This window comes from Roseibium sp. SCP14 (assembly GCF_040329475.1).
Taxonomy (GTDB): Bacteria; Pseudomonadota; Alphaproteobacteria; order Rhizobiales; family Stappiaceae; genus Roseibium.
On record NZ_JBDZYH010000002.1, the window covers coordinates 690,152 to 714,245 of the forward strand.

General features: G+C 57.8%; 19 protein-coding genes. 10 read left to right on the forward strand and 9 right to left on the reverse strand.

What is annotated here, in order from left to right; all coding sequences use genetic code 11:
- Nucleotides 1-83 precede the first annotated feature (83 nt).
- The 6 genes from ABLQ08_RS10430 to ABLQ08_RS10455 form a co-directional block, all read right to left on the reverse strand.
- The gene (locus tag ABLQ08_RS10430) at nt 84-3,371 is read right to left on the reverse strand and encodes an ATP-binding protein (protein WP_352941515.1); all 3,288 of its coding nucleotides are present in this window, start codon (nt 3,369-3,371) and stop codon (nt 84-86) included.
- A gap of 584 nt (nt 3,372-3,955) precedes the next feature.
- Nucleotides 3,956-5,524, reverse strand: a complete 1,569-nt coding sequence (locus tag ABLQ08_RS10435; RefSeq protein WP_352941516.1) for a hypothetical protein — start codon at nt 5,522-5,524, stop codon at nt 3,956-3,958.
- The gene (locus ABLQ08_RS10440; RefSeq protein ID WP_352941518.1) at nt 5,478-5,711 is read right to left on the reverse strand and encodes a hypothetical protein; all 234 of its coding nucleotides are present in this window, start codon (nt 5,709-5,711) and stop codon (nt 5,478-5,480) included. Before ABLQ08_RS10440 ends, ABLQ08_RS10435 begins: the two co-directional genes overlap by 47 nt.
- Nucleotides 5,708-6,796, reverse strand: a complete 1,089-nt coding sequence (locus tag ABLQ08_RS10445) for a dsDNA nuclease domain-containing protein (protein WP_352941520.1) — start codon at nt 6,794-6,796, stop codon at nt 5,708-5,710. The genes ABLQ08_RS10440 and ABLQ08_RS10445 overlap by 4 nt, the downstream gene beginning before the upstream one ends.
- Before the next feature lie 612 nt (nt 6,797-7,408).
- Entirely contained in the window at nt 7,409-8,110 is a 702-nt protein-coding gene (locus ABLQ08_RS10450) for a GntR family transcriptional regulator (protein WP_352941523.1), read from the reverse strand.
- Between the two features lie 16 nt (nt 8,111-8,126).
- Complete coding sequence (locus ABLQ08_RS10455) at nt 8,127-9,506, reverse strand: formimidoylglutamate deiminase (RefSeq protein WP_352941525.1); 1,380 nt, start codon at nt 9,504-9,506, stop codon at nt 8,127-8,129.
- Between the two features lie 80 nt (nt 9,507-9,586).
- Between ABLQ08_RS10455 and hutI the strand changes: the two genes are divergently transcribed.
- From hutI to ABLQ08_RS10490, 7 genes are all read left to right on the forward strand, one after another.
- Nucleotides 9,587-10,792, forward strand: coding sequence for an imidazolonepropionase (gene hutI, locus ABLQ08_RS10460; protein WP_352941528.1), 1,206 nt, complete (start codon nt 9,587-9,589; stop codon nt 10,790-10,792).
- A complete protein-coding gene (gene hutH / locus ABLQ08_RS10465) occupies nt 10,789-12,345 on the forward strand; it encodes a histidine ammonia-lyase (RefSeq protein WP_352941530.1) in 1,557 nt (518 codons plus the stop codon). The genes hutI and hutH overlap by 4 nt, the downstream gene beginning before the upstream one ends.
- Nucleotides 12,332-13,141 carry an N-formylglutamate deformylase gene (gene hutG, locus ABLQ08_RS10470; protein WP_352941532.1) on the forward strand — a complete coding sequence of 270 codons (810 nt, stop codon included), beginning with the start codon at nt 12,332-12,334 and terminating at the stop codon, nt 13,139-13,141. Before hutH ends, hutG begins: the two co-directional genes overlap by 14 nt.
- Nucleotides 13,142-13,158: 17 nt before the next feature.
- Nucleotides 13,159-14,832 carry a urocanate hydratase gene (gene hutU, locus ABLQ08_RS10475; protein WP_352941535.1) on the forward strand — a complete coding sequence of 558 codons (1,674 nt, stop codon included), beginning with the start codon at nt 13,159-13,161 and terminating at the stop codon, nt 14,830-14,832.
- A 51-nt stretch (nt 14,833-14,883) separates the two neighbouring features.
- Nucleotides 14,884-15,984, forward strand: coding sequence for a TRAP transporter substrate-binding protein (locus ABLQ08_RS10480; protein ID WP_352941538.1), 1,101 nt, complete (start codon nt 14,884-14,886; stop codon nt 15,982-15,984).
- Nucleotides 15,985-16,245: 261 nt separating this feature from the next.
- On the forward strand, nt 16,246-16,749 hold the full coding sequence (locus ABLQ08_RS10485; protein ID WP_352941539.1) for a TRAP transporter small permease subunit: 504 nt from the start codon (nt 16,246-16,248) through the stop codon (nt 16,747-16,749).
- Nucleotides 16,746-18,296, forward strand: a complete 1,551-nt coding sequence (locus ABLQ08_RS10490) for a TRAP transporter large permease (protein ID WP_352941541.1) — start codon at nt 16,746-16,748, stop codon at nt 18,294-18,296. Before ABLQ08_RS10485 ends, ABLQ08_RS10490 begins: the two co-directional genes overlap by 4 nt.
- A 10-nt stretch (nt 18,297-18,306) precedes the next feature.
- Here ABLQ08_RS10490 and ABLQ08_RS10495 read toward each other — a convergent pair whose 3' ends face one another.
- Nucleotides 18,307-19,701, reverse strand: coding sequence for a glycoside hydrolase family 3 N-terminal domain-containing protein (locus ABLQ08_RS10495; RefSeq protein WP_352941543.1), 1,395 nt, complete (start codon nt 19,699-19,701; stop codon nt 18,307-18,309).
- 322 nt (nt 19,702-20,023) lie between these two features.
- Here ABLQ08_RS10495 and ABLQ08_RS10500 point away from each other — a divergent pair, with 322 nt between their 5' ends.
- Genes ABLQ08_RS10500 through ABLQ08_RS10510 form a run of 3 tightly spaced genes read left to right on the forward strand, consistent with a single transcriptional unit; the run spans nt 20,024 to nt 22,375 of the window.
- Nucleotides 20,024-20,731 carry an ABC transporter permease gene (locus tag ABLQ08_RS10500; RefSeq protein WP_352941545.1) on the forward strand — a complete coding sequence of 236 codons (708 nt, stop codon included), beginning with the start codon at nt 20,024-20,026 and terminating at the stop codon, nt 20,729-20,731.
- Complete coding sequence (locus tag ABLQ08_RS10505; protein ID WP_352941548.1) at nt 20,724-21,542, forward strand: energy-coupling factor ABC transporter ATP-binding protein; 819 nt, start codon at nt 20,724-20,726, stop codon at nt 21,540-21,542. The genes ABLQ08_RS10500 and ABLQ08_RS10505 overlap by 8 nt, the downstream gene beginning before the upstream one ends.
- The gene (locus ABLQ08_RS10510; protein ID WP_417714906.1) at nt 21,539-22,375 is read left to right on the forward strand and encodes an extracellular solute-binding protein; all 837 of its coding nucleotides are present in this window, start codon (nt 21,539-21,541) and stop codon (nt 22,373-22,375) included. Before ABLQ08_RS10505 ends, ABLQ08_RS10510 begins: the two co-directional genes overlap by 4 nt.
- Nucleotides 22,376-22,550: 175 nt before the next feature.
- Here the strand turns inward: ABLQ08_RS10510 and ABLQ08_RS10515 are convergent, their stop codons facing one another.
- Together ABLQ08_RS10515 and ABLQ08_RS10520 are read right to left on the reverse strand one after the other, a co-directional pair.
- Nucleotides 22,551-22,679 carry a hypothetical protein gene (locus ABLQ08_RS10515; RefSeq protein WP_352941551.1) on the reverse strand — a complete coding sequence of 43 codons (129 nt, stop codon included), beginning with the start codon at nt 22,677-22,679 and terminating at the stop codon, nt 22,551-22,553.
- A complete protein-coding gene (locus ABLQ08_RS10520) occupies nt 22,676-24,085 on the reverse strand; it encodes a c-type cytochrome (protein WP_352941554.1) in 1,410 nt (469 codons plus the stop codon). Before ABLQ08_RS10520 ends, ABLQ08_RS10515 begins: the two co-directional genes overlap by 4 nt.
- Nucleotides 24,086-24,094 lie beyond the last annotated feature (9 nt).

Below are 24,094 nucleotides of genomic sequence, written 5' to 3' on the forward strand. Positions count from 1 at the left end.
ACCGGTCAGCAAGCGTACAACGAATCCTCGTCGGGCGTACAACTTTCGGGACCCGTATTGCGGACCTTCGATCAGTGATCCGATCATCCCAAATCGGCCAACAATTTATCAGCAATTATTAGATCTGGCATTCCGGCCCCTTCCGTAAATCGGGCGCGCAATGGTTCTAGCCGGTCGCGTGCCTTTTTGCGTTCGCCGGCCTCAGCCCACAGCACCGCGAGATCGCACATTGCGCGCAGTTCGAGCGACAGAGCCTGCTGGCCGCGAGCTATCTCAATTGCCCTGAGAAGTTCACGTTGAGCCTCATCGGTCAGTCCCGCGCTTTTGCGCATATAAGCCAATGCGCGCAATCGATGAATGTCGGAGGCAAAAGGCTTGTCGCAGCTTTCATTCAGAACGGCGAACGCGTTGGCAAACAGCCGGTCCGCATCGTCGTGACGACCCAGCGCCGACTGAGCATCGGCAGCCAGACTCAAATGGAACGCTTCCAGCCGTACCGCACCGATTTGCCGGGCAGCCTCCAGGCCGGATAACAATTGCTCGACACCTTCGCCTGGAACACCCTTAGACAGTGCCCAGCCCAAATAAATGCGACCCCACGCACCCCAAAGCGCGAGCGATTTTTCTTCGTCAAGTCTCACGGTTTCTTCGGCCGCTTGCCTGACACGGTTGACATCGCCCAGCCAGATATTCGTCAGGCAAACACCGTAGCAGAGCGAAAGACCGATCGTGTTGGGATGATTGATTTCCCACGCCCAATCCAGCGAGGCTTCCGCTGCCGACCGAGCCTGCTCCATGTATCCAAGATGCCAGAGATTCCACGCCTTGTAGTTTGTCGCCGCCACCCGGGGGTCATGCGCATAGCCGAGGGCGAGGTCACGGTGACGGTTTTCGTCATAAATATCGAGCGCCCGTTCGACCAGATCGAGCGATTGGCTGTACTGCGCCTCATGAAAACGCTCAAGCGCCAGCATGCGGGCGGATATGCACTTGGCGCCATCGTCATCTGTTGTCGCAACGATATCTGCCATCCTGTCGGCAATTTCCAGAGACGGCTTGTTGCCGATGTATCGGCCGGCCCAAAGGCCAAACAGACACGGAACCAGAAGCTGCGCCTCGCCAATCGCCTCCGCGAGTTCCAATGCGCGCTCAAATGCATTCATTGCAGCCGGCGCCTGGTAGCCAAGATTTGCGATCAGTGCCTGACCAAGCTTCACCTGAAGCTCCAGTTCCCGGCGCTGCCATTCCGGACCCTCTTCAAATCCCTGAATAAGATCAATCGCTGCTTGATAACTGGATATCGCTTCCTTGTAGGCAGGGCGATCCATCGCCAGCGCTGCTGCCGCAGACCAGTGCCCGATGGCTTTTTCCGCCATGCCGGCGGCTTCGGCATGGCGGGCAAGAACCTCCGGAATGACGTCTTCGCGCCGCTCCAGTACGTCAACCAACTTGCCGTGGAGTTCCTGTCGCTTGCGCTTCAGCAGGCTTTCATGGGCGGCATCGCGAACCAAAGCATGTTTGAAGATGAAGCCGCCTGCCGCTGTTGAACCGCGCCGAAAGACAAGTTCGGCGGCAATGAGCCGATCCAATGCCGATGCCAGTTCCGGTTCCTTACGGTCAACGATCTGTACGAGCAGGCCAAAATCGAACTCGCGACCAATACAGGCCGCCGCCTGCGCGACTTCCTTTACATCGGGGAACCGGTCCAAACGGGACATGAGCGAGTCATGTAAGGAGGCTGGGATCGTGGTTTCACCCGTTTCGAGCACTGCCTTGGTCAATTCCTCGACAAATAACGGCACGCCATCGGTCCGGGCGATGATGGTTTCTATCGTCTCTTGCGGTAAGTCTTCACCGCCTAATCGTTTGATAATGTCCTTCAAGCCAGCACGGCCAAGTCGATTGAGCGTCAGTCTTGTGACATGCGGATGGCCCGCGAGTTCGGGTTGGTTATCCGGGCGACTGGTCAACAATACCAGGACAGAACAGTCCCCAACGACATCGAGGCTCCGTTCGATCATTTCCAGGGTGGTTGGATCGATCCAATGGGCATCCTCAAGCACCACCAGAACGGGTTGATGCGCGGCCAGTTCGGTGAGTTGGTTGATCAAGGCTTCCAATGTCCGCTCACGTCGCACTGGAGGTGCGAGGTCCATTCGTCGATACCGCGGGCTCTCGTCCAACCCGAGCAACTCGGCGAGGAGCGAGATGTCTTGCTCAGACGCGTGCGTTGCCAGCAACAGCTTTTCCAACTTCGCAAGCTGTGCAGCAGGATCATCCCCGGCTTCAATGCCGGCAGCATGGCGCAATTGCTGCACGACCGGCCAAAATGCACTGCCTGCATGAAACGGTGAACATTGATAGCGGATGCGTGTATGTGCCTGGCTCGTCAGACTGTCCATCAAGCCTCCAACAATGCGCGATTTGCCGATGCCCGCTTCCCCTACAAGAAGAACACCCTGGCCTTCGCCGCCCTCGACCTGGGTCCAACGCTCCATTAACAAAGCCAGTTCCTGATCACGCCCGACCATTGGCAAAACTTGAGAGCCTCTTGCCTCATAGCGGCTTTCAACGGAGCGCTGGCCGGTCACTCGAAACACTTCAATGGGTTCGTCGATGCCCTTGATCGTTTTGCTACCCAAAGAAACGTAATCGAAAAGTCCTCCCGCCAGCAGCCGGGTGGACTTGGCGATAACGACCGAGTTCGGTTGGGTCAGTTCCTGGAGCCGGGCAGCGAGGTTCGGTGTTTCGCCGGTTACGGCGGCCTCTTGCGCGGCTCCCTCGCCGACTATGTCGCCGACGACAACGGGGCCGGTGGCAACGCCGATGCGAACTTTCAAATGCTCTGTCTCGCTTCCGACAGGCTCGATTTGGGATACAGCGTCCACCAATCCCAGCCCGGCACTCAAAGCGCGTTCCGCTTCGTTCTCGTGACCATGTGGCCAGCCGAAGTAAGCCAGGACCCCATCTCCCATGAACTTGGCAACATAGCCGTCATAACGGGCTATGACGCCGGCACAGACATCCTGATACGCGCGCATCGCTTCGCGGTAATCTTCCGGATCCAAACGGGTTGATAGCGCCGTGGAGCCCGCAAGATCGCAGAACATAACGGTTAGCTGACGCCTCTCGGCCGTCGCATGATGTTCAGCAGATTGGCCAGCGTCATCGCCTACTGTTGCGGGTTCGTAGTCTGCTTCCGATCGCAGGGCTTTGAGTATCCGGCGTCGTGGCCCGAGAGGCAGTCCGATATCCTTGAGGTCTTCGTCGCTCAATTCGGCCAGGTCAGCAAGCTCGACCTCATTATCGGCAAAATTTGAGGCGTACTTGCCAAGCCCCAGCGCTTCGAGCCAATTGATCAGTTCAGACATCGCCGTCCTCCCTGGTTGCCAGTTTACATCCGGAGGTCCGTCTCTGAAAGCGGCGCACGTAAGGACGACTGGTGTTACCTTTCACCCTTCACAATGGCGACTGAAATCGAACGGCTACCCAGCCACCCATAGTCCGTGACCTGCTCCCGTGTGAATGTCCGCTTCGACTACTCAGCGCCGAAAACCCGACCTTCGCTGCGAGTGCACTGAACGGCAACAATACGCCGCCAATTCGTACGTTCAAGGATGGAATGGACTTTCCAAAAGCAGCCGTTAGCCGCGAGTCTATCTAGTGCTTGAGATTGGAACGCCGCAGTCGATGAGAAGCGACATTCTCGCCTGGTCGGTGCAGAAGGACGTGATCAAAAGGAAACATCTGAAGACTGACAATCGATAACCTTTTCACGACACGTTTTGAGACGGCGTCTACGGTCTGGTGCTGACTTGGCCAGTTCTGCACGAAAAAGCGTTTTAGAGACCGCTCCTTCCGCTGGAAAGGCGGTGGCTGATTTCCTTCGGGTGCACGTGGTTACTCATGCAAGCCCCAGTTCCGTTTCTCGTCGTTCCTAAGGTTGAACGCATGTTTATTCCATCGCGAGTATCTTCTGGAGGAACGGATCGAAGAAGGCCTGCACTCGGTCGAACTCCTTTTGCCGTAGAACTTGCCGCTTCGCCTCGCCGTAGTTGGCGATGATAACACCTTCGATATTAAGTTCTGAAGCGTCTTCGATCGCAACAATGGTCTGCGAGTTGTCTGGAGCGTGATCGAAAATAAACTCCACCATCTGAGGAAGATGGACCTTGTCCTGACCCTGCTGGTTCGGGGCGTCAATGACGACAGGAAACCGAACGTTCGTTGTGAATTCGATCTTGGTGTGAAGGAAGGCGTAATAGTACGCCAACAGCGCTCGCGGCCCTTCGCTGCCTCGCGCCACATTGATAGAAGCAATTGACTGCTTTTCCGGATCGTCAAGATGGACATCTAGCTTCTGCGAATACATCGAAAGCCTGGTGCGATAAAACTTCATGATCTCCGAAGTGCGCGTTTTGTCGGTGAACTCCTTCATCGAGGTGCGCAGTGAGTCGGTTCTGCTTCTGGAGACGTCCGCCGCCACTATCTTCTCATTCAACGAGCCTCGAAGAAGCTTGGCGGCTTCGGTCTTGCCGGCCGCCACGAGCACGTCGTTAAGAGACAACGATTGCTTCCGGACTTCGAGGATCTTCTGGACACGTGCCAGACTCGCACCGATTGCGTCAAGTTTGCTGCGCTCTGCCCGTTCCTTTTCAATTAACCTTTCCAGCTTCGACTGGGCGTCGATCAGCGCCTTGGACAGGACGCCCTCGTCCTCGATCAACGCGAATCTTTCCGCAAGGGAGTTCTGGTACTCGTGCCCGCAGGTGGGGCACTCGACCTGTCGTGGTAATGAAGACGCTAGCTCGAATTCTCCTCGCATTTCATTGAGGGTGCTCTTTAGGAGGACCGCTTCGGCCCTGACGAGATGAGATTCCTCGTGTAGATCTGACACCGTCCGGCGATGAGCCGCTTGCAGGACAAGAAGCCGTTCGCTTTCCGCGACGAGGTCGTCGCATTCGCGGGCGAATTCCTGCAAATCGTAGATCGGAGTTGAACCTTCGATTTCTACGATTTGCGACATCGCCTGGCGGAGCGTCTCGATGGCAGTCTCCAGGCTGGCAAGGACGAGCTTCTCCTTCGTAAGCTCTGCCTTGGCGGCATAATAGCCGTCCGGCCGTATTCCTGAATGATAGTCTGCAAGCGTGATCGGACTTCCCTGCAGGTAAAAGTCCCTGCGGAAAGAAACCCAGGTATTCTGCCAGCTTCCGTCCTGGTCGATGTAGAACGGAGCGAACAGATACGCGGGCGGTGGTATCAACGTCTCTCCGTCTTTGTCCACCATTTCCAGCTTGAACTCGAAAAAATCAGCGAGCTTTGGTCCCCAGTCCTTAACAAGCCGCTGGCCCCAGAACCGCCTTTTGCCCGTATCGTCGAAAAGTGAGTGGACCCCGTGCGCCTTGACTGAGAACCAAGTCGCGCCTTCAAATTCGAATTCGAGGCAACTCGAAACGTTGGCATTTTTCCAGCGATAATCAATCTTGTTCGGTGTCGCCCCCAGAGCTTCGTACAGGCTCTTCATTATGACCGATTTTCCAAAGCCGTTTGCGCCTTGGATCAACAGCTTTTGTGAGTGCAATGGTACGTGCAACGCTCTCTTTTCGACCTGCGACAACAGGAAGAGATTTTTGAATATTACCCTTGGCATTTCTGCTCTCGCTCAGTTTTCTAAGGACGCGCCGCAGTCTTTTGGTTTCGTCGTTTGTCATGCCACAACTTCCATCAGTTCGACGATCATCGCAGACTGAAGATCGTAGAGTTCAGATGAGGGTTCAACGAGGCCGTGGGCTTTCAAGGCTACGGCAGCCTCAAGTACGCTGTCCATGTCGCCCACAGCCGTTTTAGCGATGGCGTCGCCTATCGCGGCACATAGCTCTGCGGCCGTCTTGTCACCAGCCCGACGGGCGCTCGCGTAGGACATACACTTGTTCTTGATGCGCTGGATCTCAAGCGCCCGCATGCCGTCGGCAGCGAGTTCCTCGTTCACGGTCGACCACCACTCGACAAGATTTTTCGACCTGTTTTGAACCCGGACGATCAACCGACTAACTGCCTCGCGATCCAGCGCGACACGCTCGCGCAGTTCCTCGACCGTTGCTGATTTGGTCTTGTTGCCGGTGCAATCACCCACTGCAGCGAGGAGCGCCGTGTAGAATGGACTGGAAACCGCGACGAAGTCCGGATGGAGTTCTTCGAGCATTTCGACAATTTTGCCAAGGACAGTAGTGCGATAACTTTCTAGATCGAACGGGACACGCTCGAACGTCAAAAGTGGCGCGTGTGTCTTGTCAAAGCCGACCGGGAAGTCGGCCTTCAGCGATTTTAGCAGCGTGTCCTGATCGGTGGAGCAAAGATCGGCGATTGAAAGCTCACCATCGTGAAGGTCGGATTTGGTGGCCGTCGCCAAAGTGGCGCTGAGTGGCTGGTTTGATAATATTGATGCCCGGCGAATTTTCGGTCCGAACTGTGCGACGTTGTAGTAGGCCTTGCCGATGATGGATTTCGGTAGTTCACCCTTAGGGCTTCGCTTCGCAAGTCTCTTCGCCGTCCATGTCAGCTTGCTGCTAGACTTTACCTGGTAAAACGAGAGCTCTGAGTTCTCCCCTTCACCGACGAAGACGACGAGGTCGTCGTGGTGGTCGAATAGAGCGACGAATTCCTTGCCTTTTCTGAAAAGGTCGAGAACCAGAGCCATTGAAACGTTGGCTTGGTAGTCAAAGGCTCTGAATGCGGCGGGCCCCGCCGTTTCGCGAGGCTGTTTCGATGCAACAGTCGTTAATGTGGGCTTTGACAAGACGACTCGTTTCAGAAGTGGTTGAATCTCATACTACTTGATGCAAAAAATTGAGAAGAAATGCAATCAGAGGTGTAATTCAAAACGGTATCTAGCCCTGCTGGCGACAATCACACGACCTGAAGCTGATACCGTTATCTGCGTGCTTGATGCAACGTTATGCGAATGCCGCAATTCAGCAGCCATCGAGAATGACATCAAAAACAGAGGCTCGCGATTGAGAGTCCGCGTCGTCGCTTGCCCACGTGGAATGTGAACGGACGGATTTCCGAGCGATAAGTTCCCGCCTACCGTTGATTCCGACGTTTGATCCGGCAAGTCTTTGTCATGGCCGTCTTCCATGCCAAAAGGCCATGGGTTCGCGAAACTGCGGGTTCGCTAGAAGTCGGATATAGCATCCGCAGTGTAGCCGAGATTGCCCAACTTATTGCCGTCCGTATAGAAGACGACCGCGTTGACGATTCAGACGTCACTGTTGAGGTCGGAGATACCGATCGAGCAACCGCGGCCAGATCAACGGCAGCATTTTGTCACATGTCACCGAAACCCGCCGGTCCGCTCGCAGCCCCATTCAGCACACACCTTTCAGCGCCAAGGCCAACCCCTTCCCCCTCAGATCTCCGTGCGCATGCGATAGCCGGGAGCGAAGATCAGGCGGACATGTGTGATCGGCACCTCCCCTGACCAGGTAATGCGCTCCATCGCGAACAAGGCCGACCCGGAAGCTGTGTCCAGTTTTCGAGACAGTGTCTTGTCTGCATTCACCGCAAAGAATGACAAGTCGCCGTGGCTGTAGGGCGCGTTGTGCACCAGCCATTCGTTCGCGCTGACGTCTTCGAAAGACATGTCTTGAGCGCCGGGCGCAGCTTTCAGATTGATGTAGCGTTCTTCAAAGGCATATGGCCGGTCGTCGGCAAAATGCAGTGTTTTCAGGAACAGAACGTTTTCACCCAGTGAAACCTGAAACGCGCCATGCAGCATGGGTGGCAACGGCCTGAGATCCCGCTCCAGCAAGGAGTGCCTGTAGGTCCGGCCGAGCGCCTCGACCTCTTCACGGATAATCGGAATGGTCAATGTTGCCCGCTGAGGCGGATTGAGTGCCACGCGGGTTCCGGCACGGCGCTTGCGGATGACAAGGCCACTCTCAGCCAGGTCCCGCAAGGCCCGATTGACGGTGGTTCGTGCGCAGCCAAATTCCTGAGCCAGGTCCGCCTCATGAGGGATCTGCTCCCCCGGTTGCCAGACCCGGTCGTGGATCCTCCGCAAAAGCACTTCGCGGATGCCTGTCCAGGAATTTGTATCGGTCAGCGTCAAATCGGTGCCTGTTCTCTCAGAGCCTGTTGCGCAGCGAGGCCATGGTTGCCCGGTATCTCGCACGGATGGCGTCGCCTTTTACATGTTTTCCGTGCTGAACAACATGCCTTCCGGCAGACCAGACATCCGAAACCATCCGGTCGTCGCCTGCGAAGATGTAAGTGTCGAGGATTTCATCACCTTCGCGGTCTTCAAGATCGATGGCCTTGTCATCCAATGCGAGGAAGTCCGCGTAGGCCCCTTCCGCCAGCACGCCGGCCTTGCGCCCGGCGGCCTGCGCTCCACCAGCGACGGCGCCTTCGAAAATGACGCGGCCGGTCGACTTTTCCGGAGTTGCAACGGAAGCCCGGCACCTGTCTCTGAGGCGCTGCGAATATTCCAGCGTGCGTAGCTCTTCCGACAGGGAAATCCGGATATTGGAGTCCGAACCGACACCGAAGCGGCCGTTATTTGCAAGATACCGAACCCCATCGAAAATGCCGTCGCCAAGACTGGATTCAGTGATCGGGCAAAGGCCTGCAACTGCACCGGATTTTGCAAGTCCAACCGTTTCTTCCGGCGTCATCTGCGTGCAGTGGATCAGACACCAGTTGGCTGACACATCCTGGTTGGCAAGCAGCCATTCCACCGGCCGTTTGCCCCAGGCGGCCTGAACTTCGTCGACTTCAGCGACCTGCTCGGCCAGATGCATGTGCAACGGACCTGCGCCGGCAAGGGTCACCGCGTTCTTCAGGTCTTGCTGGTCGACTGCGCGAAGGGAGTGGGGCGCAACACCGATAACCGCGTCGGACGGCAGTGACTGAATTGCTTTTGATGCCAACTCGTGCAGCTTCTGGAAACGGTCGAAATCATTGCCGAACCGGATTTGTCCCGGTGCGAGCGGCCGACGGTCGCAGCCGCCATACTGGTAGAAAACCGGCAAATGCGTCAGACCGATGCCGGTATTCTGTGCCGCAGCAATGATCTTCTCCGACATCTCTGCGAGGTTCTCGTAAGCGGCGCCTCCCGCCTGATGATGCAGGTAATGAAATTCGCCAACGGCCGAATACCCCGCTTCCAGCATCTCCATTTGCACGAATGCGGCGATGGCTTCGACGTCTTCCGGTGTCAGCGCATCCAGGAAGCGGAACATGATCTGGCGCCAAGTCCAGAAACTGTCCCGCGCTTCGACTCCGCGCCGTTCGCTCATGCCGGCCATTGCGCGCTGGAACGCATGGCTGTGCAGGTTGACCGGAGCCGGCAGCAGAGTTCCGGCCAGCACGCCTTCCGGCTCAGCCCCTTGCCGGACGGACGTGATCACGCCCTTTTCGTCAAAGGTCACCGCGACGTTTTCGGCCCACCCTTCAGGCAGAAGCGCCTTGCCTGCAAAAACCGTCGCACCACTGACTGTCGACATGCCGCTATTCCTTCGTTGACACGTTAATATGTGCATGCATATTATCGTATAACGCAATCTAATCAAGCCGGAGATCACTCGTGTCCCAGCGTGTTCTGACCAACGCCACACTGGCAACGCTCACCGAAACAGGTGAGTCCTATGGTTTGATTGAAGACGGTGCGCTGGCGATCGAAGACGGGAAAATTTGCTGGTGCGGCAAAGGTTTGGAGCTTCCTGAGCGCTATTCCGATTGGCCTTGCGACGATCTTCAGGGAAGGCTCGTCACGCCTGGTCTGATCGATTGCCACACCCATGTGGTTTTCGGAGGCGACCGGGCCCGCGAGTTTGAAATGCGGCTCGAAGGGGCTTCATACGAGGAAGTCGCCCGCGCAGGCGGCGGCATCGTGTCGACCGTCAAGGCAACCCGCGAAGCCAGCGAAGACGAACTGCTGCAGCTTGCGCTGCCACGCGTCGACGCCCTGATCGCCGAAGGCGTCACATCCCTTGAGATCAAGTCCGGCTACGGCCTGGACCGGGACACTGAACTCAGGATGTTGCGTGCCGCCCGGCGGATCGCCGTTGAACGGCCAGTGAATGTCCGCACCAGTTTCCTCGGCGCCCATGCCATTCCGCCCGAATTCAAAGACCGCCCGGACGACTATCTGAAGGAAGTCTGCCTTCCCGCTCTGAAAGCTGCCCACGCAGAAGGGCTTGTTGATGCGGTCGACGGTTTCTGTGAAGGCATCGCGTTTTCACCTGCGCAAATCGCCCTGGTGTTCGACAAGGCTCGAGAGCTGGGCATTCCGGTGAAGCTTCACGCCGAGCAATTGTCCAATCTCGGCGGAACGGCGCTTGCCGCATCCTATGGCGCTCTTTCCGCCGATCATCTGGAATATCTTGATGAAGCCGGCGTCAAGGCAATGGCCTCAAGCGGCTCGGTTGCCGTTCTCCTGCCAGGCGCCTTCTACACGCTTCATGAAACGCAGCAGCCACCTTTGGCGTTGCTTCGGCAGCACAAGGTACCGGTCGCACTGGCAACGGATTGCAATCCGGGCTCCTCTCCGCTCGCTTCGCTGCTGCTGACAATGAACATGGGCTGCACGCTCTTTCGCATGACGCCGGAAGAAGCATTGGCGGGTGTCACCCGCGAAGCAGCCAAGGCCCTTGGCCTGAACGATCAGGGCACGCTGAAAGCCGGAAACCGCGCCGATCTGGCCGTCTGGAACGTTCGTCACCCGGCCGAACTCAGCTACCGGATCGGCTTCAACGCACTTGAAAAACGCATCTTCGGAGGCTCTGAATGAGCGCCCTAATCCTGACACCGGGGTCCGTCACCCTGGCCGACCTGGAACGCATCTACCGGGAACAGCTTCCCGTGCGCGTCGACAGGTCTGCCGAAGCGGCAATCAATCTGGCAGCTGAACGCGTTGCCAGGGCAGCACAGGGCGACGACGCCGTTTATGGTGTCAACACCGGCTTCGGCAAGCTTGCCAGCGTCAAGATTGCCGCTGACGACACCGCGACGCTGCAACGGAACCTGATCCTGTCTCACTGTTGTGGGGTCGGCGAAGCACTGGACCAGACAACGACGCGGCTGATGATGGTGCTGAAGCTGCTTTCGCTTGGCCGCGGGGCGTCCGGGGTTCGCTTCGAGGTCCTGAAACTCATTGAAGATTGCCTTGAGAAAGGCGTGACACCCGTCATTCCTGCACAAGGCTCTGTTGGTGCTTCCGGCGATCTGGCTCCGCTTGCACATATGACAGCGGTTCTGATCGGTGAAGGCGAGGCCGAATTTGCGGGTGAGCGGATGCCGGGCGGCGAAGCCCTCTCCCGGGCCGGACTGACACCGGTGGTGCTTGGACCCAAGGAAGGTCTCGGCCTCATCAACGGCACACAGTTTTCGACCGCCTGTGCTCTTGTCGGTCTTCTGGAAGCCTGGAGGCTGGCCGAAGCAACGCTGGTATCGGCAAGCCTTTCCACCGATGCAATCATGGGATCGACCGCGCCGTTGCTGCCGGAAATCCATGAGTTGCGCGGCCACCGGGGGCAGATCGAAGTTGCCCGCACCATGCGCGAAATCATGGCCGGATCGGAAATCCGGGAAAGCCACCGGGAAGGCGACCAGCGCGTTCAGGATCCCTATTGCATCCGCTGCCAGCCGCAGGTTGCCGGTGCCTGTGTTGACCTCCTGCGCATGGCGGCTACCACGCTCGAGATCGAGGCCAACGCGGCAACGGACAATCCGCTTGTCCTGATCGATGCCGACCGGATCGTATCGGGTGGCAACTTCCATGCCGAACCGGTCGCCTTCGCAGCGGACCAGATCGCTCTGGCGGTGGCGGAACTCGGTGCGATCGCCCAGCGCCGGGTTGCATTGATGGTCGATCCGACCCTTTCCTTCGACCTGCCGCCATTCCTTGCCAAGGACCCGGGTCTCAACTCCGGCATGATGATTGCCGAAGTCACCACGGCAGCCCTGATGAGCGAAAACAAGCATCTCGCCAATCCTTGCTCGACCGACTCCACACCGACCAGTGCCAACCAGGAAGACCATGTTTCCATGGCAGCTCATGGTGCCCGGCGCCTGGGCCGGATGAACGTGAACCTTTCTCACATTCTCGGTGTTGAACTGCTTTGCGCGATTGAGGGGATCGAGCACCGCGCACCGCTGAAAACCAGCCCGGCGCTGCAGTCCATTATCGATGCACTTCGCGCGCACGTTCCGGCATTGAAGCAGGATCGCTACCTTGCGCCTGACCTGGAGAAAGCCGCAGACCTGGTGCGTTCCCGCGCGCTTGTGTCCGTTCTTTCGGAAGATCACATGATCAAGCTTGGAGGCGCCTATGCTGCCGGTTGACATATTCCGGGGCGAGAGCCCGATTGTTCTGGGTGTTCCGCATACCGGCACGCATGTTCCTGCTGAAATCTGGGAAAGATTGAACGCAACCGGTCAGAAGCTTGCCGATACCGACTGGCATGTGGACCGGCTCTATTCCGACCTGCATCCAGGTGCGACGATGGTGCGGGCGAATTTCCATCGCTACGTCATCGATGCCAACCGCGATCCGGAAGGCGTGAGCCTCTATCCCGGTCAGAATACGACTACGTTGTGCCCGACCACCGATTTTGACGGCAGCCCGATCTATCTTGAAGGACAGGAACCTACCGCTGCCGAGATCGAATCCCGCCGTCTCTCCTGGCACGCTCCATATCATGCGGCCTTGCTTGCCGAACTGGAGCGGGTAAGGGCGAAGCACGGCGTCGCAATCCTTTACGATTGCCATTCCATCCGCTCGGTTGCGCCCTTCCTGTTTGAAGGAACGCTGCCGGACTTCAACACAGGCACCAACAATGGTGCGACGTGTTCTCCGGCGATCGAAGCTGCCGTTTACGAAAGAACTGAAGCTGCTGAAGGCTATACCTGCGTCTTGAACGGCAGGTTCAAGGGCGGATGGACAACACGCCACTACGGCCGGCCCGAAGAAGGCTTTCACGCCATTCAGATGGAACTTACCCAGAAAACCCATCTTGCAACCGAAGACACGCCCTTTGCCTATGACGAAGAAAAGGCAGAGCGCCTGCGCCATTATCTTAAGGACATCCTCGGTGCGCTGGAAACCCTCACACCGACACTCGCCGAACAAGACAAATAATCTCCAGGGAGCGAACGATGACAGATCGCCGCCACAACGCCCGCGACGTATTTCCGCCGACCGGCACAGAACTCAACACCAAGTCATGGTTGACCGAAGCCCCATTGCGCATGCTGATGAACAACCTTCATCCGGATGTCGCGGAAAACCCGCATGAGCTGGTCGTCTATGGCGGTATTGGCCGCGCGGCCCGTACCTGGGAAGATTTCGACCGCATTGTTTCCAGCCTCAAGACCCTGAACGAAGACGAGACGCTTCTGGTTCAGTCCGGCAAGCCTGTCGGCGTCTTCAAGACCCATAAGGATGCTCCGAGAGTTCTGATCGCCAACTCCAACCTGGTGCCGAACTGGGCAAACTGGGATCACTTCCACGAGCTCGACAAGAAGGGCCTGGCCATGTACGGCCAGATGACCGCCGGTTCGTGGATCTATATCGGCACACAAGGCATCGTTCAGGGCACCTATGAAACCTTCATGGAAGCCGGTCGCCAGCACTATGACGGCAATCTGAAAGGACGCTGGATCCTGACAGGCGGTCTCGGTGGCATGGGTGGCGCTCAGCCCCTGGCAGCGGTTATGGCCGGGGCCTGCTGCCTTGCCGTTGAATGTGACGAGAAAAGCGCCGACTTCCGTCTGCGCACCCGCTACGTCGACGAAAAGACCCATTCGCTCGATGAGGCTCTTGAACTGATCGATCGCTGGACGAAGGCAGGCGAAGCCAAGTCCGTGGCACTCATCGGCAATGCGGCAGATGTTTTCGCAGAATTGGTCAGGCGCGGTGTGAAGCCGGACATCGTCACGGACCAGACTTCCGCCCATGACCCGGTCAACGGCTACCTGCCGCAAGGCTGGACCGTTGCCGAATGGCGCGCCAGGGCCGAGACCGATCCGAAGGCGGTCGAGAAAGCCGCCCGCGCCTCCATGCGTGTTCATGTCGAGGCAATGGTCGATTTCTGGAATGCCGGAGTGCCGACCCTCGACTACGGCAACAACATCCGCCAGGTCGCTCTGGAAGAAGGTTTTGAAAACGCTTTCGACTTCCCCGGTTTCGTTCCGGCCTATATTCGTCCGCTCTTCTGCCGCGGCATCGGTCCGTTTCGCTGGTGCGCGCTCTCAGGCGATCCGGAGGATATCTACAAGACCGATGCCAAGGTGAAGGAACTGATCCCGGATGATCCGCATTTGCACAACTGGCTGGACATGGCCAGGGAGCGGATTTCGTTCCAGGGTCTTCCGGCACGCATCTGCTGGGTCGGCCTTGGCCAGCGTCACCGTCTGGGCCTTGCCTTCAACGAAATGGTTCGCAACGGCGAGCTGAAGGCACCGATCGTGATCGGCCGCGACCACCTGGACTCCGGTTCCGTCGCCTCGCCGAACCGTGAAACCGAAGCCATGCAGGACGGTTCCGACGCCGTCTCCGACTGGCCGCTTCTCAACGCCTTGCTGAACACGGCCTCGGGCGCGACCTGGGTGTCGCTGCACCATGGCGGTGGTGTCGGCATGGGCTTTTCACAGCATTCCGGCATGGTGATTTGCTGCGATGGCACGGAAGATGCCGACCGCCGCATTGAACGCGTGCTTTGGAACGACCCGGCCACCGGCGTGATGCGTCACGCCGATGCCGGTTACCAGATCGCGCTTGATTGCGCGAAAGAACAGGGGCTTAACCTGCCGGGGATATTGGGCAATTAGAACCCAAGGCAGAACGCTCTTATCCGGAACCTTGAAACGAGGGGAATTAGTATGAAAAGACGTGATTTTCTGAAAGCCGGTGCAACGGGAACCGTGGCAGCCGCAGCAGCAACAACTCTGGCCGCTCCCGCCATCGCCCAGGACGTACGCCAGTGGCGCATGGTCACCGCATGGCCGAAAAACCTGCCGGGCCCCGGTGTCGCAGCACAAATGCTGGCTGACCGCATCACCGCCCTGTCCGGTGGCCGCATTGAGGTCAAGCTGTTCGCTGCCGGTGAAATCGTACCGGGCAATGGCGTCTTCGATGCCGTCGGTCAGGGAACTGCCGAGCTGTACCACGCGGTTCCTGCCTACTGGGGCTCCAAGTCAAAGGGTATTCTTCTGTTCGGTTCCCAGCCATTTGGTCTGACGGCACCGGAACAGGCAGGTTGGCTGATCCATGGTGGAGGTCAGGCGCTCTATGATGAAATCTACGGCCGCTTCAACCTGAAGCCATTCCTGTGCGGCAACTCCGGACCGCAGTGGGCTGGCTGGTTCCGCACCGAGATCAACAGCGTTGATGATCTCAAAGGTTTGAAATTCCGATCGACCGGCCTTGCCTCCGAAATGTGCTCCAAGCTCGGAATGGCCGTTCAGGCCATGAGCGGCCCGGCAATGTTCCAGGCCCTGCAGTCGGGTGCGCTCGACGCGGGTGAATTCATTGGCCCGTGGACGGACAGTGCCCTCGGCTACTACCAGATCGCAAAGAACTACTACTGGCCGGGCGTTGGTGAACCCTCATCTGCAGAAGAGTGCGCGGTCAACCTGGAAGCCTATAATGACCTCCCGGACGATCTGAAGGCAGCCGTCTCCCACGCATGCGCCAGCCTCTACAACGATGTCCTGACGGAATACAACACCAAGCACGCCCAGGCCCTGACCCAGCTGGTCAACGAGCATGACGTGATGGTGCGCAAGCTTCCGGACGATGTCATCGTCGCCATGGGCAATGCAGCTGGCGAAGTGATTGCCGATCTGCGCGCAAGCGACGACGAGCTCGTCCAGCGGATCACCGAAAGCTTCCTCGCCTACCGCAAACTGATGCGTGAATACATGCCGTACGCCGACAACGGTCAGATGAACGCACGTCTGCTCGACTATCAGTACGACTGAGCAAATACGATCGAGTGAACTGACCAAGCTCACAGTGGAGGGACTTTTCAGCCCCTCTACTGCCTGAATTGCCATCCCTGCGAAGGCGGGGATCCAGTACCACGCCGAATCGTGCTTATGCTACATCTGACGACCCGGATTACTGGATCCCGGTCTTGCCGCTGACGCGTCAAGACCGGGATGACAATCAGTGCAAAATTGTTCCCTATTCAGACCGAGCATGTCGGGCGACGACACTTTAAAACGGCAGGACCAACTGCGATGGAAAGACTTGCGGGCGCGCTGGAGCGCGTCAATGCCGTAATAGGCCACACGCTTTGCTGGGCTGCGCTTGGCATGCTGTTGCTGCAATTCGTGATCGTGCTGCTACGCTACGTCTTCGGGTACAGTTTCATTTTCCTTGATGAAGGCGTGCTCTATTTCCACGCAGCGATCTTCATGCTGGGCGCCGGATATACGTTTCTCGTAAACGCCCATGTCCGGGTCGATATCTTTTATGCCAAGTGCACCAGACGCTCCCAGGCCTGGATTGACCTATTCGGCCATCTGTTCCTGCTCACACCGGCACTTGTCGTCCTCATGTGGTTTTCCTGGCCGTATGTCCGCGGAAGCTGGGCCATCTTGGAGGGTCCGATTTCAGTTGGCGGAATTCCAGCCTCCTTTCTTCTGAAATCTCTTATTCCGGCCTATTGCGTCCTGCTGCTTGTTCAAGGCCTGGCGGCACTGATCCGTGACATCTTGCGCCTGAAAGGCCACCAAGCATGAGCCTGCCTCTCGACCTCATCATGTTCGGCGCACTGATCGCCTTCATCCTGCTTGGCTATCCGGTTGCCTTCACCATTGCAGGTGTTGCCACCGGCTTTGCCCTTCTTGGCTGGATGCTCGGCGACTTCAACATTCAGCTCATGGGCGCCATGGGCCAGCGCTTTTTCGGGGTTCTGACCAATCCCGTCCTGACGGCCATTCCGCTCTTCGTGTTGATGGGTGTCATTCTGGAAAAAAGCCGGATTGCCGAGGAGCTACTGGAAACGATGGGGCGCCTCTTCGGCCGCATGAATGGCGGGCTTGGAGTGTCCGTTGTGCTTGTCGGTGCCTTGCTCGCCGCCTCAACCGGCATCGTCGGCGCAACGGTTGTTGCCATGGGCCTGATTGCCCTGCCGACAATGCTGCGCAACGGTTACGACCCCAAACTTGCCTCCGGCATGGTCTGTACCGCGGGAACGCTTGGCCAGATCATTCCGCCTTCGACGCTACTGATCATTCTCGCCGATGTCATGTCGAACGCCTTCCAACAGGCGCAGTATGCCCAGGGCAAATTCACCATCGAGACCATTTCGGTGGGCCAGACCTTTGCCGCTGCCATGGTACCGGGCTTGCTGCTCGTGGTCGTTTACTGCCTTTACATCCTCGCCCGTGCACGGCTGTTCCCCAGCGACGCGCCGGCAATGAAAGAGCATGTCGACCAGCCCTCGACCAGAGAAATCGCCGCCGCAATCGTTCCGCCCATTCTTCTGATCATCGCGGTTCTTGGGTCGATCCTTGGCGGCATCGCCTCCCCCAACGAAGCGGCTTCGGTCGGGGCCATCGGCGCGATTCTTCTTGCAGGTCGCCGTCTGGGTGTTTCCACCCGCCTGATCGTTCTGGCAACAGCCGCTCTTCTTTTTCTGGCCGTTGCGGCAACGGTAATGCCTGTTCGACTGCAACGGTCTGACATCACTATCGGCGGCTACATTCTTGCAGCGGTATACGCCGGATTGGCCATATTCTCGCTCGGCGTTGTCCTGCGCATCCTGAAAGCCGCTTTTGCCGACGGTCTTCTGAAGGCCTCTCTTCTGTCGACCCTGACCGTCACCTCGATGATCTTCGCGACCATCCTGATGGCCAGTTTCTTTTCCCTCGTCTTTGTTGGGCTCGGCGGTGAAGACCGCGTGCATGACATTCTCAACGAAATGCCGGGGGGACCGACAGGCGCGCTCATCTTTGCGATGCTGTTCGTCTTTGTTCTCGGCTTCTTCCTGGATTTTGTCGAGATCTCGGTGATCCTGCTGCCGGTGCTGATCCCGCCGCTTATCCTGATGGGCATCGACCCGATCTGGCTGACGGTCCTGATCGCCATCAACCTCCAAACCTCGTTCCTGACCCCGCCTTTCGGCTTCTCGCTGTTCTATCTGAGAGGCGCGGCACCGAAGGAGATCACCACCGGACAGATCTATCGAGGTGTCGTGCCTTTCATCCTGTTGCAGATATTGGCGGTCGGCATTCTCTGGATCTTCCCGATAATCGCGACATGGCTGCCACGAACGCTCTATTGAGGGTCGCGTCCTAAGGCGCGAAACCTTCCGGCAAGGTCAGCCGCGGGCGACGAAGCAAAACATCTTCATCTTCGGGCATCCGGTTTTGCCGGTTGTCCGCTCCCACCTCTGGCACGGCGGCTGAAGAGCGATCGGGGCCAGGTTTCGGAACCGGAGGCAACGAAGTTGCTTCCAGGCGACGCTTCAAAGCGCGGATGCGCTCATAGGCTGCCTCTATCTTTTGTTTGAACTTCGGATCCGTTCCGGCGGCTTCGGTTAGAATAGTGGCAACCTTGGCAGGAATTTCCGGATCGGGGCGCTTGTCGTTCGCAAACAGGAGAATATCGGTACCTGCATTCACCGCGCCAACAACTGCATCGGCAAACGTATAATTTCTGCGGATCGCATCCATCTGCAAATCGTCCGAGATAATCACACCTTGAAATCCCAGCTTGCCGCGCAAGACTTCTGACAAGGCAGTGGCGGAAAGCGAGACCGGGACTGTTTCGGCCGGCTTCTGCAATGCCTTGTTATGGACATGAGCCGTCATGATCAGATCCGCTCGCCCTTGCGAAATCAGACGTTTGAACGGCTCCAGCTCTTTAGGTGACCATGTCCTGGAAACATCGACCATTCCCTTGTGACTGTCCCGCCAGCTGGATCCATGGCCGGGGAAATGCTTCAACGCCGTCATCACGCCTTCCCTGCGATGCCCGTCAATAAAGGCCGCGCTGTAGCTGATCACCACTTCCGGATTTCTTGAATAGGACCGCCCGAGACGACCGATGATCGGGTTACGTGGGTTGATGTCGAGATCGACAACCGGCCCGAGATTGAGATTAAAGCCCCAGTTCGACAGGTCCTTCGCCAGAAGGCGATAAGCAGTTGTCGCCTTTTCCAGATTGCGCGCCCGCGCCATCCGCTTTGCAGACAAGGTCGGAGGGAATCCATGCCACCGCTTGAGGCGTTGTACTTTGCCTCCTTCCTGGTCGATCGCGATGAGGGGCGGTGCATGCGCAGTAGCAGCCCCCTTAAGCCCTGCGTTCATTCGCACGATTGTGTCACGGTTCCTGAGGTTCCTGCCGAGATAAAGGACGCCGGTCACTTCGCCGTTCTTCAATTGTCGTTGAACCAACTGGTAGCCGGATTGTCCCGTATCGTTTCCAAGAAAGCCGACAAGGATCATTTGGCCGATCTTGAGCTTGAGTTTCCTTTCAGATTCGGCTGTTGCAACTGCTTCGGCTCTTTCCGGCTTCGGAGCGGGCATTGCGACAGCAGGCGGTTCGGAGCCCGTATCCTGCTGTGAGATGGTTCGAGAAGGCGCGACAGCCCCATCTGCAACAGCCGTTCGGACTTCTGCCCAGACAAACTGCAGGGCAAAAAAGATACCGGTACTCAGGATGCACAAGCCCTTCACAACCGGCACCGCCTTTCGAACCAATCAACTACAGGCCAATTTCAGCTGAAGAAATTTTACGAAAGCTCCCCTCTCGAAGCAACTTGCGCCACCAGGAGGTGACATCCTGGATTTGCAATCGCAGCTCTCACCATGCCTGAATCTTTTTGAGTTGAACACGACACTACGGGAGCCGATCGCCCTCTAAAAGGCAGCACTCGCACCATCCTATCAGGCACATCGGTTACCCATACAGCAGCTATGGCGCTTTTGATGCTGAATGAGGCGTGTTCAGCTTTTATTTTTATGCATTTTACGTTATTTTTTCCCATGAACGGGAGGAAATGCAGGAATGGACAGTTTCTGGAGCGTGCTTGGCGGAGCATTCGGCCTTGTTTTCGCGCTTGATCCGGACCTGATGGAAATCATTGGCCTGTCCATGCGGGTGACGCTGACGGCTGTCTTTTTCGCCTGCCTGATTGGCCTTCCCCTCGGCGCTGCTGTTGGAGCCTTCCGGTTCCCCGGTCGAACATTTCTGGCTGTTGTCCTGAATGCTCTCATGGGGCTGCCCCCGGTTGTTGTCGGCCTCCTAGTTTACCTGATGCTGTCTGCGACCGGTCCTCTCGGTCCGCTCAGGTTGCTTTATACCCCAACTGCCATGATCATCGCGCAGATGGTTCTGGTGACACCCATCGTTGCCGCCCTGACGCGGCAACTCGTCGAGGATCTCTATCGTGAGTATTCCGAGCAGTTTGCCTCGATGGGCGTCGGCCCGCTCGACCGGTTGACGTCGCTCCTGTGGGATGCTCGTTACAGCCTTCTCACGGTTGCGCTCGCCGGCTTTGGCCGCGCCGTTGCAGAAGTCGGAGCCGTAATCATCGTTGGGGGCAACATCAACCACGTGACCCGCGTCATGACGACGACAATCGCGCTGGAAACCTCAAAGGGCAATCTTCAGCTTGCCCTGGCACTCGGCGTCATTCTCCTTCTGATCGCCTTTGTCGTGAATGCCTGCGTCATGGCCCTTCGGGCATCAGCCGCGAGGGCCGCCTATGCGTGATCTTGCTTTCGACACGACATCCGCACCTTCCTCGTCGCAGCTCGCCCACCAGGAAGCTCCTCTTCTGGAGGCCAACGGACTTACGTTCTCAGCCGGCAAGGAAGTTCTGCTCGAGGGTGTCGACCTTCAAATCGGGCAAGGCACGCGCACATTGATCATGGGCCCCAACGGAGCAGGCAAAAGCCTGTTGCTACGTCTTCTTCACGGGCTGCTCAAAGCCCAGCAGGGCGAGGTACTCTGGAAATCGAAACCGTTGAGTACGCAGGCACGACGTTCCCAGGCAATGGTTTTCCAGCGCCCGGTTCTGCTGCGCCGTTCTGTTCTGGCCAATCTCAAGTTTGCGCTTTCTGTTCGCGGGTTGCGCGGTGGAGAACGGGCCGGGAAGATCGACAAAGCCCTCGCCTCGGCAGGCCTGTCGCATCTGGCGCAGCGACCAGCCCGCCTGCTTTCCGGTGGCGAACAGCAACGCCTTGCCGTGGTGCGGGCGCTTGCATGCGAGCCTGCTCTTCTCTTTCTGGATGAACCGACAGCCAATCTGGATCCAGCTTCCACCGCAGCCATTGAAGACCTGCTGGTGGATGCCAATGCCCGTGGCGTAACCATTGTTCTGGTGACCCATGACGCCGGTCAGGCCAGGCGATTGGGCGAAAACGTGATCTTTCTGCAGGACGGCAAGGTTGCCGAGACCGGTTCAGTCGAAGAGGTTCTCAATTCTCCTCAAAGCGAACCGGTACGCGCCTGGCGCGACGGTCGTCTCTATCTTGGACCCAACACCCAAATTTTGCGTGATCACTCCGGGAGGATCCGTTGATCAGACGAGCTCTTCTGGCGCTCCTCGGCGCCGCCATGATTTTTCAACTAATAGGTCAACAGGCAGAGGCAGACGAGAAATTCATCATCGTTCAGTCGACCACCTCTACCCAGAATTCGGGTCTGTTCGATTATCTTCTGCCCAGGTTCCAGGACAGGACCGGCATTCAGGTCAGGGTGGTTGCCGTTGGCACCGGACAGGCCATTCGAAATGCGGCCAACGGCGACGGCGATGTCCTGTTGGTTCATTCAAAACCATCGGAGGAGAAGTTTGTCGCCGACGGATTTGGCGTTGCCCGTTCAGACGTCATGTACAACGACTTTGTAATCGTGGGCCCGGCCTCCGACCCGGCGAAAATATCCGGTTCGAACAATGTGATGGAGGCACTGCGAAAGATTGCCGAAGCAAAAACCCTGTTTGCGTCCCGCGGCGACGACAGCGGCACACACAAGGCAGAGCTGCGACTGTGGAAGGCCGCGAACATCGACGCTGGCGCTGCTTCTGGCGACTGGTACCGGGAAACCGGTTCCGGCATGGGCGCAACCCTGAACACCGGCACCGGAATGGGTGCCTATATCATGACCGACCGCGCCACCTGGATCGCCTTTGGAAACAAGGGCGATTATCAAATCATGGTCGAGGGCGATCCGAAGATGTTCAACCAGTATGGCGTTGTTCTGGTGAACCCCGAATCCCATCCGCATGTGAAGGCGAAATTGGGACAGGCTTTTGTCGACTGGCTCCTATCGAACGAAGGCCAGGCGGCCATTGCTTCCTACAAGGTGGACGGGCAGCAGCTGTTTTTCCCGAATGCGAATGACGGGTCCGGCTGACTTCATTTTATGTGGGGATTTCCAGTTGCGAGCGGATGAATTTACCCCTGCTCGTAACCAAATTGGGTGAGGGCTGACACTCGGCGTCGCGAGTGCCAGCCCTCTTACCCGCTCCCTCTCCTCCCCACAAGGAGAGGGAGAAGCCTTCATGCCAACAGCGCCTCGCTGTCGGCGCCTAATCTCCCAACCGGACGGAAGAACTGCTGGTCTGCTCGGCACTGGAAAAACCCAGATGCTCCAGGGCCTGGTTGGCCCCGATCGCAATCACTGCGATTGCGACAAAGGCAAGAAGCATGGTTTTCATTGCGTTCCTCCACCAGTTGCCCCGGCGTTCGTTGCCGTTTTCAGGAAGTCTATCAGATCATCGCGGTCTTCAGATCCGGTTATCCGTTGCATGGGCATTTTGGATCCCGGAATAAAGTGATCCGGACCATCCAGAAACAGCTGATTGATCGTCTCTTCCGACCAGATGATATCAGATCCGGCCAGGGTTTCTGAATAGGGATAGCCGGTCAGGGTTCCCGCCCTTCTGCCAAAAACCTTGTAAAGCGTCGGCCCTGCCTTGCGGCCGCCATCAGCGGTCAAAGCGTGACAGATCGAACACTTGCGCGCGAACTGCCGTTCCCCGTTGGACATGTCTTCGGGTTTGCGCAGAAACTGCGGTGTTTCCTGGACCATCGGATCGTATGACGCAAGATCCGCGACCGGCCAGGAATAAACGATGTTCTCGATCCCGCCCGCATGCAGCACCTGGCCGTCCTTCGAAAACGCCAGCGCCCAGATCGGGCCTTTCAGCGCCGCCTTGAAATCCTTTTCGATCGACCAGGTCTTGGTGTCGATTACGGTGATGAAACCGTGTCCGTCACCTGTTGCCAGCCGCGAACCGTCCGGGCTGAGCGCCATCGCCAGGATGGGGCGTCGTTCCAATGCAAAGTCGTGAAGCCTCTCATCCGTCGCCAGATCGACAATCCGGGTCACACCGTCTTGCGAACCATAAGCGATCCAGGCAGCCGACCCGGCCTTGTCTCCGCCGAGCACCATGACGTTTATGCCAAAACCATTCCGGTCGATGATGCGCTTTTCGGCATTCTCTCCAAGCTTCCATAGCTTGATCGAACCATCGACAGAGGCCGAAAAGAGCCATTTGCCATCCCGCGAAAACGCAATCTTGTTAACGCCAGCCGTGTGTCCTTCAAGAAACACCGGCGCGCCTCCTTGCACTGGCCAAAGCCCGATACGGGTGTCCCAGCTGGCGCTGGCGATCAATTGACGATCAGGAGAGACGGCAAGCCCAATCACCTTGGCCGTGTGTCCCTCCAAGCGGTTCTGCGTTCCGGTCTCCAGATCCCAAAGGATCAGGTCGTTGTCATCGCCGGCAGAAACGATGCGGGTACCATCGACAAACCGGACCACCTTCACGGCCGCTTCATGCCCCTCCAGCCAACGAGGCGTCCGGCCCGACCAGACTCCAACGGAATTGTCGAAACTGGCCGTCGCGACAAGTCCGTTTGTCGGTGAAACGGAGATATCCATAACCGGTCCACCGTGCCCCTTCAGCGTCTGGAACTCCGCTCCGGAACTCGGCGAACTCAAGCCGGCGCACAGCAGGACAACCAATGCTGCAACCATGGCAGTTGGAGAAATCCGCCAGTTTTCGGCAACGCCCTTCGGGCTGCCGAACGGCAAACCAGGGGCGCAGAAAAAACGCATGGTTTCTCG

What these genes read in the sequence shown, in the direction of transcription:
- ABLQ08_RS10430 (WP_352941515.1), bottom strand. Translation starts at nt 3,371, where the DNA reads ATGTCTGAACTGATCAATTGGCTCGAAGCGCTGGGGCTTGGCAAGTAC.
- ABLQ08_RS10435 (WP_352941516.1), bottom strand. Translation starts at nt 5,524, where the DNA reads ATGAAGAGCCTGTACGAAGCTCTGGGGGCGACACCGAACAAGATTGAT.
- ABLQ08_RS10440 (WP_352941518.1), bottom strand. Translation starts at nt 5,711, where the DNA reads ATGACAAACGACGAAACCAAAAGACTGCGGCGCGTCCTTAGAAAACTG.
- ABLQ08_RS10455 (WP_352941525.1), bottom strand. Translation starts at nt 9,506, where the DNA reads ATGTCGACAGTCAGTGGTGCGACGGTTTTTGCAGGCAAGGCGCTTCTG.
- hutH (WP_352941530.1), top strand. Translation starts at nt 10,789, where the DNA reads ATGAGCGCCCTAATCCTGACACCGGGGTCCGTCACCCTGGCCGACCTG.
- hutG (WP_352941532.1), top strand. Translation starts at nt 12,332, where the DNA reads ATGCTGCCGGTTGACATATTCCGGGGCGAGAGCCCGATTGTTCTGGGT.
- hutU (WP_352941535.1), top strand. Translation starts at nt 13,159, where the DNA reads ATGACAGATCGCCGCCACAACGCCCGCGACGTATTTCCGCCGACCGGC.
- ABLQ08_RS10480 (WP_352941538.1), top strand. Translation starts at nt 14,884, where the DNA reads ATGAAAAGACGTGATTTTCTGAAAGCCGGTGCAACGGGAACCGTGGCA.
- ABLQ08_RS10485 (WP_352941539.1), top strand. Translation starts at nt 16,246, where the DNA reads ATGGAAAGACTTGCGGGCGCGCTGGAGCGCGTCAATGCCGTAATAGGC.
- ABLQ08_RS10490 (WP_352941541.1), top strand. Translation starts at nt 16,746, where the DNA reads ATGAGCCTGCCTCTCGACCTCATCATGTTCGGCGCACTGATCGCCTTC.
- ABLQ08_RS10500 (WP_352941545.1), top strand. Translation starts at nt 20,024, where the DNA reads ATGGACAGTTTCTGGAGCGTGCTTGGCGGAGCATTCGGCCTTGTTTTC.
- ABLQ08_RS10505 (WP_352941548.1), top strand. Translation starts at nt 20,724, where the DNA reads ATGCGTGATCTTGCTTTCGACACGACATCCGCACCTTCCTCGTCGCAG.
- ABLQ08_RS10515 (WP_352941551.1), bottom strand. Translation starts at nt 22,679, where the DNA reads ATGAAAACCATGCTTCTTGCCTTTGTCGCAATCGCAGTGATTGCGATC.
- ABLQ08_RS10520 (WP_352941554.1), bottom strand. Translation starts at nt 24,085, where the DNA reads ATGCGTTTTTTCTGCGCCCCTGGTTTGCCGTTCGGCAGCCCGAAGGGC.